The organism is Mesorhizobium sp. YL-MeA3-2017 (assembly GCF_030814575.1).
GTDB lineage: Bacteria > Pseudomonadota > Alphaproteobacteria > Rhizobiales > Rhizobiaceae > Mesorhizobium > Mesorhizobium terrae.
The window spans coordinates 3,579,951-3,596,971 of record NZ_JAUSVH010000001.1 but is presented as its reverse complement, the minus strand read 5'-3'; the positions used below and the strand labels follow the sequence as shown (position 1 = coordinate 3,596,971).

16 protein-coding genes are annotated in these 17,021 nt (G+C 64.8%); 8 read left to right on the top strand and 8 right to left on the bottom strand.

The genetic code is table 11. From position 1 onward, the window contains the following. Positions 1-21: 21 nt before the first annotated feature. The 8 genes from QFZ88_RS17225 to QFZ88_RS17190 all read right to left on the bottom strand — a co-directional run bounded on the left by QFZ88_RS17225 (position 22) and on the right by QFZ88_RS17190 (position 10,212). Positions 22-1,647 (bottom strand): FGGY-family carbohydrate kinase, encoded by a 1,626-nt coding sequence (locus QFZ88_RS17225; RefSeq protein ID WP_024926044.1) that lies wholly within the window; start codon positions 1,645-1,647, stop codon positions 22-24. A 180-nt stretch (positions 1,648-1,827) separates the two neighbouring features. Then, on the bottom strand, positions 1,828-3,306 hold the full coding sequence (locus QFZ88_RS17220; protein ID WP_024926043.1) for a mannitol dehydrogenase family protein: 1,479 nt from the start codon (positions 3,304-3,306) through the stop codon (positions 1,828-1,830). Between the two features lie 162 nt (positions 3,307-3,468). After that, a complete protein-coding gene (locus tag QFZ88_RS17215) occupies positions 3,469-4,239 on the bottom strand; it encodes an L-iditol 2-dehydrogenase (RefSeq protein WP_024926042.1) in 771 nt (256 codons plus the stop codon). A 2-nt stretch (positions 4,240-4,241) separates the two neighbouring features. After that, entirely contained in the window at positions 4,242-5,240 is a 999-nt protein-coding gene (locus QFZ88_RS17210; protein WP_024926041.1) for an ABC transporter ATP-binding protein, read from the bottom strand. A gap of 60 nt (positions 5,241-5,300) precedes the next feature. Next, the gene (locus QFZ88_RS17205; protein ID WP_024926040.1) at positions 5,301-6,125 is read right to left on the bottom strand and encodes a carbohydrate ABC transporter permease; all 825 of its coding nucleotides are present in this window, start codon (positions 6,123-6,125) and stop codon (positions 5,301-5,303) included. 179 nt (positions 6,126-6,304) lie between these two features. Then, the gene (locus QFZ88_RS17200; protein ID WP_024926039.1) at positions 6,305-7,177 is read right to left on the bottom strand and encodes a carbohydrate ABC transporter permease; all 873 of its coding nucleotides are present in this window, start codon (positions 7,175-7,177) and stop codon (positions 6,305-6,307) included. Positions 7,178-7,534: 357 nt separating this feature from the next. Then, positions 7,535-8,845, bottom strand: coding sequence for an ABC transporter substrate-binding protein (locus tag QFZ88_RS17195; protein WP_024926038.1), 1,311 nt, complete (start codon positions 8,843-8,845; stop codon positions 7,535-7,537). A 404-nt stretch (positions 8,846-9,249) separates the two neighbouring features. Next, on the bottom strand, positions 9,250-10,212 hold the full coding sequence (locus QFZ88_RS17190; protein ID WP_024926037.1) for a sugar-binding transcriptional regulator: 963 nt from the start codon (positions 10,210-10,212) through the stop codon (positions 9,250-9,252). A gap of 363 nt (positions 10,213-10,575) precedes the next feature. Here QFZ88_RS17190 and QFZ88_RS17185 point away from each other — a divergent pair, with 363 nt between their 5' ends. Genes QFZ88_RS17185 through QFZ88_RS17150 form a run of 8 tightly spaced genes read left to right on the top strand, consistent with a single transcriptional unit; the run spans position 10,576 to position 16,996 of the window. Continuing rightward, positions 10,576-11,277, top strand: a complete 702-nt coding sequence (locus QFZ88_RS17185) for an HAD-IB family phosphatase (protein ID WP_065998136.1) — start codon at positions 10,576-10,578, stop codon at positions 11,275-11,277. An 18-nt stretch (positions 11,278-11,295) separates the two neighbouring features. Beyond that, positions 11,296-12,723 carry an aspartate aminotransferase family protein gene (locus tag QFZ88_RS17180; protein WP_024926035.1) on the top strand — a complete coding sequence of 476 codons (1,428 nt, stop codon included), beginning with the start codon at positions 11,296-11,298 and terminating at the stop codon, positions 12,721-12,723. Positions 12,724-12,727: 4 nt separating this feature from the next. Then, positions 12,728-13,660 carry a hypothetical protein gene (locus QFZ88_RS17175; protein ID WP_051515440.1) on the top strand — a complete coding sequence of 311 codons (933 nt, stop codon included), beginning with the start codon at positions 12,728-12,730 and terminating at the stop codon, positions 13,658-13,660. Then, positions 13,654-14,025, top strand: coding sequence for a hypothetical protein (locus QFZ88_RS17170; RefSeq protein ID WP_051504845.1), 372 nt, complete (start codon positions 13,654-13,656; stop codon positions 14,023-14,025). Before QFZ88_RS17175 ends, QFZ88_RS17170 begins: the two co-directional genes overlap by 7 nt. Next, complete coding sequence (locus QFZ88_RS17165) at positions 14,025-14,900, top strand: alpha/beta hydrolase (RefSeq protein WP_024926032.1); 876 nt, start codon at positions 14,025-14,027, stop codon at positions 14,898-14,900. Before QFZ88_RS17170 ends, QFZ88_RS17165 begins: the two co-directional genes overlap by 1 nt. Then, entirely contained in the window at positions 14,875-16,089 is a 1,215-nt protein-coding gene (locus QFZ88_RS17160; protein ID WP_024926031.1) for a GNAT family N-acetyltransferase, read from the top strand. Before QFZ88_RS17165 ends, QFZ88_RS17160 begins: the two co-directional genes overlap by 26 nt. Further along, positions 16,086-16,472: a DMT family transporter gene (locus QFZ88_RS17155; RefSeq protein WP_024926030.1), complete on the top strand. Its 387-nt coding sequence runs from the start codon at positions 16,086-16,088 to the stop codon at positions 16,470-16,472. Before QFZ88_RS17160 ends, QFZ88_RS17155 begins: the two co-directional genes overlap by 4 nt. Next, complete coding sequence (locus QFZ88_RS17150) at positions 16,469-16,996, top strand: DUF2147 domain-containing protein (protein WP_024926029.1); 528 nt, start codon at positions 16,469-16,471, stop codon at positions 16,994-16,996. Before QFZ88_RS17155 ends, QFZ88_RS17150 begins: the two co-directional genes overlap by 4 nt. Positions 16,997-17,021: the final 25 nt, after the last annotated feature.

Here is a 17,021-nt window from a genome sequence, read left to right as displayed (position 1 = left end):
GTCGGAGCCCGGCGTCGGGCGCTAGATCAGCGCATCCAGCGCCCGACGCTGGCGGTGCATTTCCAGGAAGACGCGATAGTCGCGGTCGAAGCGGTCGCGGGCTGCCGGGTTCGGCAGTCGCTGCCGGCCGGGCTGATGCATGGCGGCGCAGGCCTCGGTCAGCGTCGGGTGCAGTCCGGCCGCCGCGGCCGCGACCATCGCGGTGCCGAGCAGCGTCGGGTCGCCCGCCGGCGGCTCGACCACCGCGCAGCCGATGGCGTCGGCATAAAGCTCCATCAGGAGCGGGTTGCGGGTGTGGCCGCCGGTGACATGCAGCGTGTCGATGACATAGCCATTGGCATTCAGCGTCTCCAGCACATGGCGGATGCCGAGCGCGATGGCGACGGAACTCCGCCAATAAAGCTGGCACAGGCTGTCGAAGGAGGTGTCCAGCGTCAGCCCGCTGATGACACCCAGCGCATGCGGGTCGGCCAATGGTGAACGATTGCCGTGGAAATCCGGCAGAACGTGCAGCCGGCCGGCCAGATCGAGGCCGTGTTCGGCTCTCAGCTCCATCACCCGCTCGACGATGCGCCGGTGCGTTGCCGCGTCCGGCTCGCCGCCGCGCCAGCGGATCAGATGGTCGAGCAGCGCACCAGTGGCGGATTGTCCGCCCTCGCTCAGCCAGAGCGCGGGGAGCGCGACGGCGAGATACGGGCCCCAGACGCCGGCGAAACCGCGCGGCTCGGCCGACATCGCCATGACGCAGCTCGACGTGCCGGCGACCAGCGCCAGATGCCGGTCGAGATCGGACAGGCCGCCGATGACGCCGAGCGTGCCGGCGAAGGCGTCGATCAGCCCGGCGCCGACGCGGCAGCTTGTGGAAAGGCCGAGCGCTTCAGCCGCCTGAGGCGTCAGCGGGCCGAGATCGGCGCCGACCGGGCTCGCCCGCTCCGGCAGCGCGCCGTGTTCGAAAATATCGCCCAGCCCGACGGCCTCGAAGAAATCCGGGCGCCAGCCGGACGGCTCATGCGCCAGATAGGTCCATTTCGCGGTGAGCGTGCATTGCGAGCGGGCGAGCGAGCCGCAGGCCCGGTGGGTCAGGAAATCGGCGAGGTCGAAGATCTGGCCGATGCGGGCCCACGCCGCCGGCAGATGCCGTTTCACCCACATCAGCTTCGGCGTCGTCATCTCGGGCGACATCACGCCGCCGACATGGTCGAGCACCCGATGGCGCGTAGCCGTGCATTCGTCGGCCTCGGCCAGCGCGCGGTGGTCCATCCACACGATCGTGTCCCAGCGGTCGCCGCCTTTGGGCGCGGCGCCAACCTGGTCTTCGCCTTTGGGCGCAGCGCCAACCTGGTCTTCGCCCTTGAGCGAGACGCCGACCTGTTCGCCGTTGCGGCCACGGAACACGGTGGAACAGGTGGCGTCGAAGGAGATGCCGACGACATCTTCTGCCGCCACATTGGCGAGCGAGCGCGCGGCGCGCATGGCCTCGCAGGCGGCTGCCCAGATGTTTTCCGAATCCTGCTCGTAATGGCCGGCGGTCGCCTGGTTCATGGCGATCGGCCGCTCGGCGCGGCCGAGCAGCGTGCCATGACGATCGAAAATACCGGCGCGGGCGCTGCCGGTGCCGACATCGATGGCTGCGAGACAGGCCGGCATCAGCGGGGCTGCGTCCGACTGGCTGTCAGGGGCGAGGCATCGAGACGGATAGCTCCCGCTCCCCAGGCCCGTTCCGGCTGTGGCAAGAGGGGCAAGGAAGGAGCAGCGGCATGGAGCATGGGCGCACTCTATATGCGCGTTTTGCCCCGCGCTACCGTCCGCGTTATGCGGGCCGCCGGCTCAGAGCGAGCCGGCCAGGTACCATGTCAGCGTTTCGCGGGCGCCCACGCCCCAGACCGTGTTCAGCGCATGGGAGAAGGCGCCGGCGAAGGCCGGCGCCTTGCCGACGTCGCCATAGATATCCTCCATGGCGAGCCAGGCCAGCGGGTCGGTTTTCGCGGCCCGGGCCGTGGCCTGCATGCGGTCCCAGTTCGGGTCGTTGGCTTCGATCACCGCGCCGCTGTCCGTGGTGCCGAAACAGTAGCGGCACCAGAACGCGGATTCGAGCGCCAGACCGGTCACACCGGCGCCTGCCTTCAGCCGGTCGGCGATGGTCGGGATGATGAATTTCGGCTGCCGGTTCGAGCCGTCAAGGCAGAGCCGGCGCACCGTGTCGCCGATCTTGGGGTTGGAGAAACGGCGCTCGATCAGCCGGTAATAATCCTCAAGATCGGTGTTCGGCACCGGCGGCACGGTCGGGATGATCTCCTCGTGCTCAAGCTTGGCCAGGAAGCCGCGCACCAGCGGTTCCTGCATCGCCTCATGCACGAAATGGATGTCCATCAGCCCGGCCGGATAAGCGATGGTGGCATGGCCGCCATTGAGGATGCGGATCTTCATCAGCTCATAGGGCGAGACGTCGGGCACGAACTGCACGCCGACCTTTTCCAGCGCCGGGCGACCGGTCGGGAACTTGTCCTCCAGCACCCATTGCCGGAACGGTTCGCAGAACACCGGCCAAGCGTCTTCCACGCCGAAGTCCTTGGCCAGGATGCCGCGTTCGCGGTCGCCGGTGGCGGGCGTGATGCGGTCGACCATGCCGTTCGGGAAGGCGACATTGCCGGCTACCCAGATCGCGAGATCGCGGTCGAACAGCCGGGCAAGGCCGATGACGCCGTCGGAGGTGACGCGGCCGTTGTGGGGGATGTTGTCGCAGGACATCACCGTGAAGGGCGCCACGCGCGCCCCGCGCCGGCGCGCCAGTCCGGCCAGGATGAGGCCGAACACGGTTTTTGGATGCTCCGGATCGTTGGCGTCGGCGACGATGTCGGGATGCTCGGGATTGAAATAGCCCGAGGCCGGGTCGATGAAATAGCCGCCTTCGGTGATGGTCAAGGAGACGATGCGGATCGCCGGATCGGCCAGCCTGTCGATGATCGCCGCCGTATCGCCAGGCACCAGATAGTCGATCATCGCGCCGGTGACGCGGGCCGCCATATGGCCCTCGTCCTGCTCGACCACGGTGGTCAGCCAGTCCTGTTCGGCGAGCCTGGCGCGGCCGGCCTTCTCGCCCTCGAACACCCCTGCACCGACCAGCGCCCAGTCGCGACCCTCGCCGGCATTGAACAGATCGTCGAGATAGACGGCCTGATGCGCGCGGTGGAAATTGCCGACGCCGAAATGCACGATGCCGGCCTTCAGCGCCGCGCGACCGTAGGCTGGCACCGCAACGCCCTTCGGCAGCTTGCTGAGATTGGCGAGCGAGAGTTTTGTCGTCATGTCAAAACGCCTTTCGTAGAGGCCGTTTCCTTCTCCCGTTCACGGGGAGAAGGTGGCCCGAAGGGTCGGATGAGGGGCGGCGCCAGCTTTTGCCGGGACGGTGCTGCCCCTCACCTGCCTGCCGGCATCCTCTTCCCGTGAACGGGGAGAGGAGCGCTATCCTCAACTCATCCACTGGCCGCCATCGACATTGTAGGTCTGGGCGACGATGTATTCGGCCTCGGCACTGGCCAGGAACACCGCCATGCCGGTGAGGTCCTCGGCGCGGCCCATGCGGCCGAAAGGAACACTCTCGCCGACCAGCTTCTTCTTCTCGCCCTTCGGCCGGTTCTCGTATCGGGCGAACAGCGAATCGACATGATCCCAGTGCTCGCCATCGACGACGCCGGGCGCGATCGCATTGACGTTGATGCCGTGCCTGATCAGGTCGAGCCCGGCCGACTGGGTGAGCGAAATGACCGCCGCCTTGGTGGCACAGTAGACCGCGACCAGCGCCTCGCCACGCCTTCCCGCCTGGCTCGCCATGTTGATGATCCTGCCGCCCTTGCCCCGCGCGATCATCGAGCGGGCGGCCGCCTGCAGCATGAACAGCGTGCCGGCGACATTGACCGCGAACAGCCTGTCGTAGCTGGCGCGGCTGATCTCGACGATCGGCCCCATGTCGAACAAAGCGGCGTTGTTGATCAGGATGTCGAGCCCGCCCGCCTTCTTCTCGACCGCGGCAATCGCCGCATCGATCGAGGCCTGATCGGTGACGTCGAGCCGCACCGCATAGGCGGCCGGTCCGATTTCGGCTGCCGTCTTCTCGGCGGCTTGGAGGTTGATGTCGGCGATCGCCACAATCGCGCCTTCGCCGACATAGGCCTCGGCGAAGGCACGGCCGATGCCGCGCGCCGAACCGGTGATCAGTGCCGATTTGCCTTGAAGCCGCATGGTCACATCGCCGTCCCGGCGGCGTCGAAACGATGCAGCTTGGCCTGGTCCGGCGTCAGGTAGACGATGTCGCCGTGGCGCACGCCGATCTCGCCGTCGGCCCGCACATTGATGGTGCCGACCTCGTCGGTGTGCACATGCAGGAAGGTGTCGGCGCCGAGATGTTCGGCGACACCGACCTTGCCCTTCCATTCGCCGGCACTCGAGGCGATCTTGAGATGTTCAGGCCGGATGCCGATGGTGGCGGCGCCATGCCTGGCGGCGGACGGCCCGTCGATGAGGTTCATCTTGGGCGAACCGATGAAGCCGGCCACGAACAGGTTCTTCGGGCTGCGGTAAAGGTCCAGCGGCGAACCGACCTGTTCGATGTTGCCGGCGTTCAGCACCACGATCTTGTCGGCCATGGTCATGGCCTCCACCTGGTCGTGGGTGACGTAGATCATCGTCGTCTTCAGCTGGTTATGCAGCTCGGAAATCTCCAGCCGCATGGTGCCGCGAAGTGCTGCATCGAGGTTGGACAGCGGCTCGTCGAACAGGAACGCCGAAGGCTGGCGCACGATGGCGCGGCCGATGGCGACGCGCTGGCGCTGGCCGCCGGAGAGCTGGCCGGGGCGACGTTCGAGATAGTTGGTGAGGTTGAGCACGCGGGCGGCGTCCGCCACCTTCTTGTCGATCGTCGCCTTGTCCTCGCCCGCCATCTTGAGCGGAAAGGCGATGTTCTTTCCCACCGTCATGTGCGGGTAAAGCGCATAGGACTGGAACACCATGGCCAGCTTGCGCTTGCCCGGCGCCTCGTCGGTGACGTCGCGGCCGTCGATCGAGATGGTGCCGCCGCTGGTGTCTTCCAGCCCGGCGATCAGCCGAAGCAGCGTGGACTTGCCGCAGCCGGACGGTCCGACGAAAACGACGAACTCGCCGTCCTCGATGTCCAGGTCGATATTGGGAATGATCGTCGTCGCCCCGAAGGACTTGGAGACGTTTCTGAGAGCGATCTTACCCATTTTGTCCTCCCTTATGCTCTTTCGTGCCGGGCTGCCCGACCGTGCGATATGTGGCCGTCATCATTTCACCGCGCCGAAGGTCAGGCCGCGCACCAGCTGTTTCTGGCTGAACCAGCCCATGATCAGGATCGGCGCGATCGCCAGCGTCGAGGCCGCCGACAGTTTTGCCCAGAACAGGCCTTGCGGGCTGGAGAAGGACGAGATGAAGGCGGTGAGCGGGGCGGCGTTGGTGGTGGTGAGCCGGATGGTCCAGAACGCCTCGTTCCACGCCAGGATGATGTTCAAGAGCATGGTGGAGGCGATGCCCGGCACCGCCATCGGGGTCAGCACATAGAGGATCTCGCCCCACAGCGTGGCGCCGTCCATGCGGGCGGCTTCCAGGATCTCGCCCGGAATTTCGCGAAAATAAGTGTAGAGCATCCAGATGACGATCGGCAGGTTGATCAGCATCAGCATGACGGTGAGGCCGATGCGCGAGTCGAGCAGGCCGAGATTGCGGAAGATGAGGTAGATCGGGAACAGCACCGCCACCGCCGGCATCATCTTGGTGGACAGCATCCACATCAAGACGTCCTTGGTGCGCTTGGTCGGCGAAAAGGCCATCGACCAGGCGGCCGGAATGGCGACCAGCAGCGCCAGCACGGTGGAGCCCAGCGACAGGATCACCGAATTCATGAACGGCTTGAAGTAGTTGTACTGCGACTGGACTTCCGAATAGCTCTCCAGCGTGCCCGACGGGATCAGGCTGAAGCCCTGGATCGCCTCCTGTTCCGACTTGAAGGAGGTGATGATGGTGTAGAGGATCGGGAAGAAGATCACGAGCGCGACGGCCCATGCAACTATGGTCGCGATGGTCTTCTGCCGGTTGGTGACGGCACGTGCCATGTCAGATCTCCAATCCTGAAACGATTGCGCTGCCCCTCATCTGCCTGCCGGCTTCTTCTCCCCGTAAGGGACGGGGAGAAGAGAGATTTGCCGCAACGCTGGCGACCCCCTCTCCCCGTTTTTCACGGGGAGAGGGTAAGGGTGAGGGGCAGTCGAGCCGCGAAACGAAACCGAACATTTCACTTGTCCAGGTTCTTGCCGACGGCGCGCATGGCGAAGAAGGCAACGATGTTGGCAAGGATGACGGCGATGATGCCGCCGGCGGACGCCTGGCCGATTTTGTATTCGAGCAGGGCCTTCTGGTAGACGAGGAAGGGCAGATTGGTCGACGCATAGCCCGGCCCGCCATTGGTTGTGACGAGGATCTCGGCATAGACCGAGAGCAGGAAGATGGTCTGGATCAGCACCACCACCGTCATGGCGCGCGAAAGATGCGGCAGCGTCAGATACCAGAACCGAGAGAGAACTCCGGCGCCGTCCATTTCGGCCGCCTCCTTCTGCTCGCCGTCCAGCGACTGCAGCGAGGTGAGCAGGATCAGCGTGGCGAAAGGCAGCCACTGCCAGGCGACAATCAGGATGATCGAGAACAGCGGGTATTGCGCGAACCAGTCGATCGGCTGCGCGCCGAAGAAGCGGGCGATGTCGGCGAACACGCCATAGCCCGGATGCATGATCATGTTCTTCCACACCAGTGCTGCCACCGGCGGCATGACGAAGAACGGCGAGATCACCAGGATGCGGACAAAACCCTGGCCCCACATCGGCTGGTCGAGCAGCAGCGCAAGCAGGATGCCGCCGATGATGGTGATGGCAAGCACGGCGATCACGAGGATCAGCGTGTTGAGGATCGCGGTGAAGAAGGCCGGGTTGTTGAAGAACAACGCGTAATTCGACAGCCCGATGAAGCCGTCACGGATAGGGTTCAGCGGATTGTACTGCTGGAAGGAAAACCACAGCGTGATCGCCAGCGGTACAGCCATCCAGATCAGCAACAGCAGCACCGAGGGCGCGGCCATGAAGCGTGCAAGCGTACGGGTCTGTTTGGTTGCCATGGCCTCCTCCAACCGGTTCCCAAAAGCCGCGATCGATCATCGTTGCGGCGGCAAGCAGCCTTTTCGACACCGCATCACCAGCCGCCGCGCGATCGCTTTTCCCCGCGACGGGAAGGGGCGGCGTGATGTCGATCCCTTCTTCGCGGAGAGAAGTGTCGAGCGCAGCGAGGCGATGAGAGATATCCCGACGTGCCCCCACGTCGTCCCAGCCCGCAGCGGAAACCCTCGCTGCCGCTCGATTCCGTTTTGGCCCTACCCTCACGCAAGAGGGTGAGCCCTGTAAGCGGCCGTCCGGACCGGGAAGACCCGGACGGCCAAGGCATCGGGAGGATGCCCCGGGGCACCTGAAGGATGCCCTTACTGGATGTAGCCGCCTTCGGTCATCGCCGCCTTGGCGGCATCTTGCGCCTGCTTCAAGGCATCGTCCACGGACATCTGGCCGGCAAGTGCCGCCGAGAAGAGCTGGCCGACAGTGGTGCCGAGCCCCTGGAATTCGGGGATCGCCACGAACTGCACGCCGACATAAGGCACCGGCTTGACCGTGGGCTTGGTCGGATCGGCGGAATTGATCGAGTCCAGCGTCATCTTGGCGAAGGGCGCGGCCTTCTCATATTCGGCATTGGCGTAGAGCGAGCTGCGTGTGCCGGGAGGCACGTTGGCCCAGCCTTCCTTCTTGGCGACGAGGTCGAGATAACCCTTGCCGGTCGCCCAGGCGACGAACTTCTCGGCCGCGGCCGCCTTCTGCGTGCCGGCCGGAATGCCCAGCGACCACGCCCACAGCCAGTTGCCGCGCTTGCCGAGCCCGTTATCGGGAGCCAGCGCATAACCGACCTTGTCGGCGACCTTCGAGTTCTTGGGGTCCGACACGAAGGAAGCCGCCACCGTGGCGTCGATCCACATGCCGCACTTGCCCTGCTGGAACAGCGCCAGGTTCTCGTTGAAGCCGTTGGACGAGGCGCCGTCCGGCCCGTCGGCCTTCATCAGGTCGACATAGAACTGCAGCGTCTGCTTCCATTCGGGCTGGTCGAATTGCGGGTTCCACTTCTCGTCGAACCAGCGCGCGCCGAAGGAGTTGGACATGGCAGTCAGGAATGCCATGTTCTCGCCCCAGCCGGCCTTGCCGCGCAGGCACACGCCGTTCACGCCGGTCGCCTTGTCGGTCATCTTGTCAGCAGCTTCCCGGATGAATTTCCAGGTCGGCGCGTCGGGCATCTTCAAGCCCGCCTTCTCCATCAGGTCCTTGCGGTACATGACGAAGGAGCTCTCCCCGTAGAAGGGAGCCGCAAAAAGCTTGCCGTCGACGGAGAGACCGCCGGCGATCGCCGGGATGATGTCCTTCTGGTCGTAGTCGGCGCCGAGCTTGTCGAGCGGCAGAAGCCAGTTCTGCTTCGCCCAGATCGGCACTTCATAGGTGCCGATCGTCATCACGTCATACTGGCCGCCCTTGGTGGCGATGTCGGTGGTGACGCGCTCGCGCAGCACGTTCTCCTCCAGGGTCACCCAGTTCAGCTTGATGTCCGGATTCTTGGCGGTGAAGTCGTCCGTCAGCTTCTGCATGCGGATCATGTCGCCATTGTTGACGGTCGCAATGGTGATGGTTTCGGCATGCGCGGCGAACGCAAACGCGCTCGCCGAACACAGCCCCACGATGAGGGTGCGCAGTTTCATTGGTTTCCTCCCAAGGCCAAAGTGAGCATTTGCTTTAGCTATGGGCAATTATTCATCTTCCGGGATTTATGTCAAGCGCGAATGCGGACGCCGGGCTGCAGCCGCTCCAGCGCATGCGGCAAGTCAGTGCGACACCCGACACATCGAGAGGGCGACTAGAGGGAATTGGCGGAACAGACGCGAAAATCGCTGTCGAATGAACGAAACCGGGTCATTTTGACGCCAAACGACCCGGCGTGAACAAATTCCGAGCCGGCTTGGCGGTGTTCGGGCGCCAAGCCATTGTTATTCTTGTCTGAAATTATTTGCCCGGGAGCGCGGCACGCCGCCTCTCTCCACTTTGGGCCACTTTGGGCGGTCCGGCACGGGCGCAATGTCCGCCCATCGACGTTCCTGCGCCGGCGCTAGCCGCCGGCGGTCAGCAGGCCTTCCGCCGTGCGTTCGTCGGTGATCAGGCCGTTGACCAGCCGTCGCGTCACGGCGGCCAGGATGCCGGGCAGCTTGCGCTCGCCCATGGCCAGCGCCACCACCAGCGACCGCTCGCGCGACGGCAGCGGGGCGGAAGCGACGCGGTCATTGGTGATGCCATCGATCAGCCGGCCATCGCGGTCGAAGGCCCAGCCGACGATCTCGCCGACGGCGCCTGCCCGCTGCAGTGCCTTGAGTTCGGTCTCGGTGATGAACCCGTCTTCCAGCAGCGGCGCCTTTGGCCCGAGGTCGCCAACGCCGACGAAGGTGACGTCGGCCTGCGCCGCAAGCGCCAGCGTCGGCTGGATAAGCGGTTGACTGTGCAACATTTTCCGCTCGTCCGGTGACGAGGCGATGGCCGGCAGCGGCATCGGGAAGGAGCGCGCCTTGATGGTGTCTGCCATGGTGAAGATGACGTTGTAGAAGGCGGCCGAACCGTCCGGCGAGATGTTGCCGGTCAAAGAGACCACCTTGTGTTGCGGGCACTCCATCGGCGGCAGTTGCTCGATCGCCGCCTTCAGCGTGCGGCCGGTGCCAATCGCCATGATGACCGGCTCCGGCTTGCGCAGCCATTTTTCGATTTCCACCGCCGCGGCCTGGGCGACCCCAATGGTCGAGGAGGTGGAATCGGGATCGCTCGGTGTGACCTCGACCAGATCCAGCGCGAAACGCTGCTGCAGCCTGGCGGCGAGATCGAGGCAGTTGGCGATGGGATGATCCACCCTGACCTTGATCAGCCCCTCCGACATCGCCAGCGACACCAGCCGCTGCGCCGTCTGGCGCGAAATGCCGAGCTTGGTCGCGATCTGGTCCTGCGTGTTGCCGGCGACATAATACAGCCAACCGGCGCGCGCGGCGTCGTCAAGCCTGGGATTGCTGGTTTCCGAGCGGGCGCTCATGGCTGGCACTTCATTTCAAATGTATCGGCGCCAGTGTCGCAGGCTTTTCGAAAATGCGCAATCGCTCACCAAACATACAATTGTTCGAGCACGCTTTCGAACGAACCGCCTGCCCACGGTTCGTTTCGAATATGACGGCGCGGCCCGAGACCCTATCGGTTTCCGCGAAACGCCCTTAGGGGCGATCCGCATAATACCCCGCGCAAATACCCTGTGGAAATGCCGCCCGACAAGGCCTGCCATCCTCTTTCGCCAAGGGCTCCTCCAATTTTTGGAGGAAATTCCCGACCTTCACGCGGGCACATCCGCTGATTCCATTAGCGTTTTTGAGATTGGCACGCACCTTGCTTGCTGCAGCGCAGCATGGCCAGTATCGATCTTCTTCCCCTCCCCGGCATTGAGTGCTTCATCGATTTCGACGGCACCATCTCGCTGGAAGACACAACAGACCTTCTGCTTGCGCAATTCGCCGAACCGGCGTGGCGCACGGTCGAGGCCGCCTGGGAGCGCGGTACCATCGGCTCGCGCGAATGCATGTCCAGGCAGGTCGATCTCCTGCGCGTCGAGCCGGTGATGCTCGACCTGTTCGCCAACTGCCTCCAGATCGACCCCGACTTCGTGCCGTTCGTGGAAGCGCTGCAGGAAAGCGGCATCAAGGTCACCATCGTTTCCGACGGGCTCGACCGCGTCATTGCCCACGCCTTGAAGGGCTACGGGCTTGAGCTGCCGGTTCTCGCCAACGGCCTTGCCGCCACCGGCGGCGACCGCTGGCGGCTGGACTGCCTGCACGCCTCCGACAATTGCCGCGCCAACTCCGCGCATTGCAAATGCGCCACCTTCGACCGGGCGCCCGACAGCGCCTTGCGCGTGCTGATCGGCGACGGCCGTTCCGATTTCTGCGCCGCTTCCATCTCCGACATGGTGTTCGCGAAAGGCAAGCTTGCCGACCATTGCCGTGCCAACGGTATCACCCATCGCGCATTCGGCACGTTCGCCGACCTGCCGATGCTCTTCTCCGACTGGCTGGCCAACGTCCAGACCGTCCAGTCGGCCCAACTTCTGTGACCTGACAAGGATCTGTTCATGCCTACCAATGCCGCATTCCGGCTCGCTGCCGGGAACGATTCCGAACCTGCCCTCGACGAGGCCGAGCTGTTGGCCCTCGAGGCCATCTATTGCTCGCATGGCGACACCGTGCACTACACCGACGCTCCGAAGATCTTCGACCGCTGCGAAGGCTCCTACATGTTCGATGCGGCCGGCACGCCGTTTCTCGATCTGCAGATGTGGTATTCGGCTGTCAATTTCGGCTACGCCAACCAGCGCCTCAACAATGCGCTGAAGCGCCAGATCGACCGGCTGCCACAGGTGGCCAGCCAATATCTGCACCGCGAGAAAATCGAGCTGGCCGCGCTGATCGCGCGCGATGCCGAACAGAAATTCGGCCTCAAGGGCCGCGTCCACTTCAATGTCGGCGGCGCGCAGGCGATCGAGGATTCGCTGAAGCTGGTGCGCAATGCCTCGCACGGCAAGAGCCTGATGTTCGCCTTCGAGGGCGGCTACCATGGCCGCACGCTGGGCGCTTCGGCCATCACCTCGTCCTATCGTTATCGCCGCCGCTACGGCCATTTCGGCGAACGCGCGCAGTTCGTGCCGTTCCCCTACCACTTCCGCGCGCCGAAGGGCATGAACAAGGAAGAATACGGCCTGCATTGCGTGCGCCAGTTCGAGCGGCTGTTCGAAAGCGAATATCAGGGCGTCTGGGACCCGAAGGCCGGCGAGGCCGAGTATGCGGCCTTCTATATCGAGCCGCTGCAGGGCACCGGCGGCTACATCGTTCCGCCGCAGAACTTCTTCATCGAACTGAAGAAGGTGCTCGACCGCCACAACATCCTGATGGTCGTCGACGAAATCCAGATGGGTTTCTACCGTACCGGCAAGCTGTGGTCGATCGAGCATTTCGGCGTCAATCCGGACGTCGTCGTCTTCGGCAAGGCGCTGACCAACGGCCTCAACCCCCTGTCGGGCGTCTGGGCGCGCGAAGAGCTGATCAACCCGACCGCCTTCCCGCCGGGCTCGACCCACTCGACCTTCAACGCCAACCCGCTCGGCACCGCTGTCGCGCTGGAAGCCATGAAGATGATGGCCGAGGACGACTACGAGACGACGGTGCCGGAAAAGGGCGCCTATTTCCTGCGCGGTCTGGAGGAGCTGAAGCGTCGCCACAAGATCGTCGGCGAAGTGGATGGCCTTGGGCTGGCGCTGCGCATCGAAATCTGCGAGCCGCATGACAGCTACACGCCGTCGAAGGCGCTGGTCGACCGCATGGTGGACGAGGCGCTGAAGGGTGACCTGACGCATGACGGCCAGCGCTATGGCCTCGTGCTCGACATTGGCGGCTACTACAAGAACGTCATCACGCTGGCGCCGTCGCTGACCATCAGCCACGCCGAAATCGATCTGGCGCTGGCGCTGCTCGACCAGCTGTTCACCCGCGTAACCAAGGGGTGATTGAGTGCGTGTGCGCATCGTCGATCTCGACGGCGCCGTGACGGACCAGGGTTTCCATCGAGCCCCCTCCCGATCGGAACCAGCCGACATCGTGCCAGCCGGGGACCTCGCGCCCCGGCTGCGCATCGTTGCGGCCAGGGACGCGTTGCGCGAGCTCGGCAACCGGATCGGCCCGCGCCCGGCCGACGAGCCGGAACTGATCTTCTACGGGTCGGGCGACTTCCATCATGTCGCCGACCTGTTTCTCGCTCGCGTCGAGAAGCCGGTCACGGTGATCCAGTTCGACAACCATCCCGACTGGGTGACCTTTCCGGCGACCTCCAACTGCGGCGGCTGGGTCAACCGGGCGCTGGAGCGCCGCAATGTTCGCCGTGTCATCACCATCGGACCGACCAGCACCGACCTCGTGCTGCCGCAGATGAAGTCCGCCAATCTCGATGCGATCCGCGACGGCCGGCTGGAAATGTATGCCTGGCGGGTGCCGTCGACCAGGCTTCTGGGCGCGGCGGTCGATTCCCCCGGCTCCACCACTAGCGGCGACGGCTTCGCCAAGCAGCTTGTCTGGCGCAATCTGGCCGACGAGGACTGGGAAGCCTTCGTCGAAGACCTGATCGCCCGGCTCGGACCCGAGGCGATCTGGATCACCTTCGACAAGGACGTGCTGGCCACCGACGAAGCCGTGACCAATTGGGACCAGGGCGCGATGCGGCTCGATCAGGTCCTCTACGCGATCGAGCGCCTGGCCGAAAAGCGGCGCGTTCTCGGCGTCGATGTCTGCGGCGATTATTCGCCGCCGCTCTTCCGCGACCCGTTCCGTTATACGCTGGCCAAGCTCGACCATCCGCGCCAGCCGAAATTCGACGCGGCGATGGCCGCCGTCAACGATGCCGCCAACGCGCGCATCGTGAACAGCCTTGAACAGGTGCTGGCATGCTGAGCACCGAGCTGATCGTCCTCTTCGTGCTGTCGATCGTCTGCGACGTGGCGGGCCAGATCGCCTTCAAGTTCGGCGCCGACACCCTGCCCGAATTCTCCGCCCAGAGCTGGCGGCCCTTTGCCCGCGCGCTGTTCAGCGACCGCTGGGTCGGCCTCGGGCTCATCATCTATGTCGCCGAGTTCATCATCTGGGTGCGCATCCTCGCGCTCGCGCCGCTCGGCATCGCCTTTCCCCTCGCCAGTCTCAACATCCTCGCCATCACGCTCGCCGGGCGGCTGTGGCTGGGTGAAGAGACCGGTCCCTCTCAATGGTTCGGCGCGCTGCTCATCACGGCAGGCGTCATTCTAGTCGCAGGTACGATCTGATGGTTGAAACCACCACAAAACTGAGAACCAAGGACCGCAGCATCTTCCTGCCGCGCGGGGACGTCGGCGTGCTTCTGCTGCACGGGCTGGGCGGCACGCCAATAGAAATGAACAATGTGGCGCGCAACTTCGCCGAGCGCGGCTCGACGGTGCTGTGCCCGACCCTTGCCGGCCATTGCGGCACGGAGGCGGACCTGACCGCGACGAGCTGGAAGGATTGGTATGCCAGCGCCGAGGACGCACTCACGACCCTGGAGCAGCGCTGCCGTGTCGTGCTGGTGGGTGGCCTGTCGATGGGCGCCGTGCTGGCCGCCATGCTCGCCGCGCGCCAGCCGCAGCGCGTGCAGGGGCTGGTGATGTTCGCACCGACACTCTGGTACGATGGCTGGTCGATCCCCTGGTATCGCTTCTTGCTCAAACTGTTCATCAACACGCCGAGCGGCCGCAAATATCGTTTCGTCGAACAGGAGCCCTACGGCCTGAAGGACGAGCGGCTGCGCATGGTGCTGGCGCAGTCGATGTTCTCCGGCGACTCGACTTCGGCGGGCCTGGCGGCGACGCCGGCGCTGGCGCTGCGCGAACTGTGGCGACTGGTCGACGCGTTGAAGCCGGAACTGCCGGACCTGCGCCAGCCGACCTTCGTGGTGCATGCCCGCGAGGACGACATAGCCAGCCTGTCGAACATGGAGTATTTCCAGCGCCATCTCGGCGGCACGGTCGAATCGCTCGTACTCGACGACAGCTACCACCTGGTCACGCTCGACCGCCAAAGGCGGTTGGTCATCGCCAAGGCAGCCGCCTTCGTCGACAGCGTGGCGCAACTGCATCAACGGTCTGGATCGCATGAACATGAGCGCCTTCAGGTCGTCGCCTGACGCTGGCGCGGCGAGCGGCACGATCCGGGCGGGCCTGTCTTCGCTCGATCCGGCCTCTTGGCCCGAGCTCAGCCGCGCCAATGCCGAAGGCGTCCACTATCACGCGGCATTCGAGACCGCCGCGGCGGTCGACGGCACGGCCCCGCAGGCCGTCGTCGTGGAGCGCGACGACCGCGAACTGCTTGCCGCTGCGCCGCTGTTTTCGCTGTCCTATCGCCTCGACACGCCGTTCCAGGGCAAGCTCGGCGCCTGGGCCGGACGGCTGGCCGACCAGTTCCCCGGCATCTTCGCGCTTGGCCTGCTCGGTGTCGGCTCGCCGATGGTCGACCATTGCCATCTCCTGCTGGCCGACAGGCTGTCGGCGGACAAGCGCGTCGAAGCCCTCGCCACACTGATCGAGACGGTGGAGGCAGAGGCGCGCAAGCGCAAGGCTGCGCTGATCGCCTTCAAGGACGTCGCGCCGCCTGAAGAAGCGCTGATCGGCGGCCTGCTTGCCGGCAAGGGTTTCGCGCGGCTGACCAGCCTGCCCGTCGCGGTTGCCGAGGTGTGTGAGAACGAAGACGCCTATCTGGCGCGGCTTTCCGCAGCGACCCGCAAGGACGTGAAGCGCAAACTGAAGACGCGCGATGCGGTGCGCGTTGAGCGGCGCACGGACATTACCGGCCTGGAAAGCGAAATCGCGGCCCTCTACCGTTCCACCCAGGAAAACAGCCAGCTGCGCTATGGCGATTTCGAGGAATTGCCTAGCCGCTATTTCGAGGAGGTGTCGCGCCGCCTGGGCAAGGACGCCGTTTTCCAGCTCTATTGGATCGGCGACAGGCTCGCCGCCTTCAACCTGCTTCTCGTCGGTGTCGACCGGGTCGTCGACAAGTTCCTGGGCATGGCCTATCCGCTGGCGCGCGATCACAATCTTTATGTCGTGAGCTGGATGGAGAACCTCAGCTTCTGCCGCGAGATCGGGCGACCACTGCTGCAGACCGGCCAGACCGCCTATGCCTCCAAGATCAGGATGGGCAGCCGGCTGGAACCATCGGCGATCTATGTGAAGCACACCAACGGCCTGCTCAATCGCGGCCTTGCCGCAATCGCCCCCTGGCTCGCCTTCGACCGCTGGGACCCGGACCTGCGCGAGGCAAATGCGAAAGCGCGCGACCGCGCCAAGGGGCCGGCCAAGGAAGACGGACAATGAGCGTGACGACGGCCAACCAATCCAGTCTGCGCGGCATCATCGCCGCCTTCATTGTCGTCGACACCGCGACGCAAATCGCCTTCAAATGGGCGAGCGAGCGCATCGGTGCCGGCACGCTCGACATAGCCTGGGTCGTTTCGGCGCTGGAGACGCCGGCGCTCTGGCTGGCCGTCTTCTTCTATGGCCTTACTTTCGTGTTCTGGATGCTGATATTGGCGCGTATGGATCTCGGGCGCGCGTTTCCGCTTTCGGCTTTGACCTATGTCACCGTTCCGGCGGCGGGCATGCTCCTGTTTGGCGAGCATCTCTCCTGGCCGCAGGCGGCAGGCATTGCGCTGATCATTTCCGGGGTCGTGCTGATTGGCAGAGGAAAACCGTCGTGACGGCACCAGATCGCAAGCTCTCGTATCGCCGCGCGTCGGCTCTCCAGGCCCTTGGCTGGGCGGCCGGGCTGTTCCTTCTGGCGACAAGCGCCGATGCCGCGCCGGCCGATGCCATCGCCACCACATGGCTTACCCATGACGGCCAGGGTGTCGTGGAATTCGCACCCTGCGGCAACAGATTGTGCGGTCATATCGTGTGGCTGAAGACGCCGATCGACGACAACGGCGCGCCTTTGACCGACCGCAACAATCCCAATCCGAAACTGCGCCAGCGGCCGATCTGCGGGCTCAGCGTGATAACCGGCCTGGCGCAGGACGGCTCCGGCGGCTGGGATGACGGGCAAATCTATGATCCCAAGGAAGGCAGCGCCTACGATGTCGCGCTTTCGCTGACAGGGCCGGACAAGCTCATCGTTACCGGCTATCTCGGCGTCAAGGCGCTCGGCCAGCAGTTCACATGGCGGCGGCATCAGCTACCCGCCGACCAGCGTTGCGACACCGTGACCAAGGCCCAGCAGCCATGACGACGATGCCGCGACCACGGAGAAG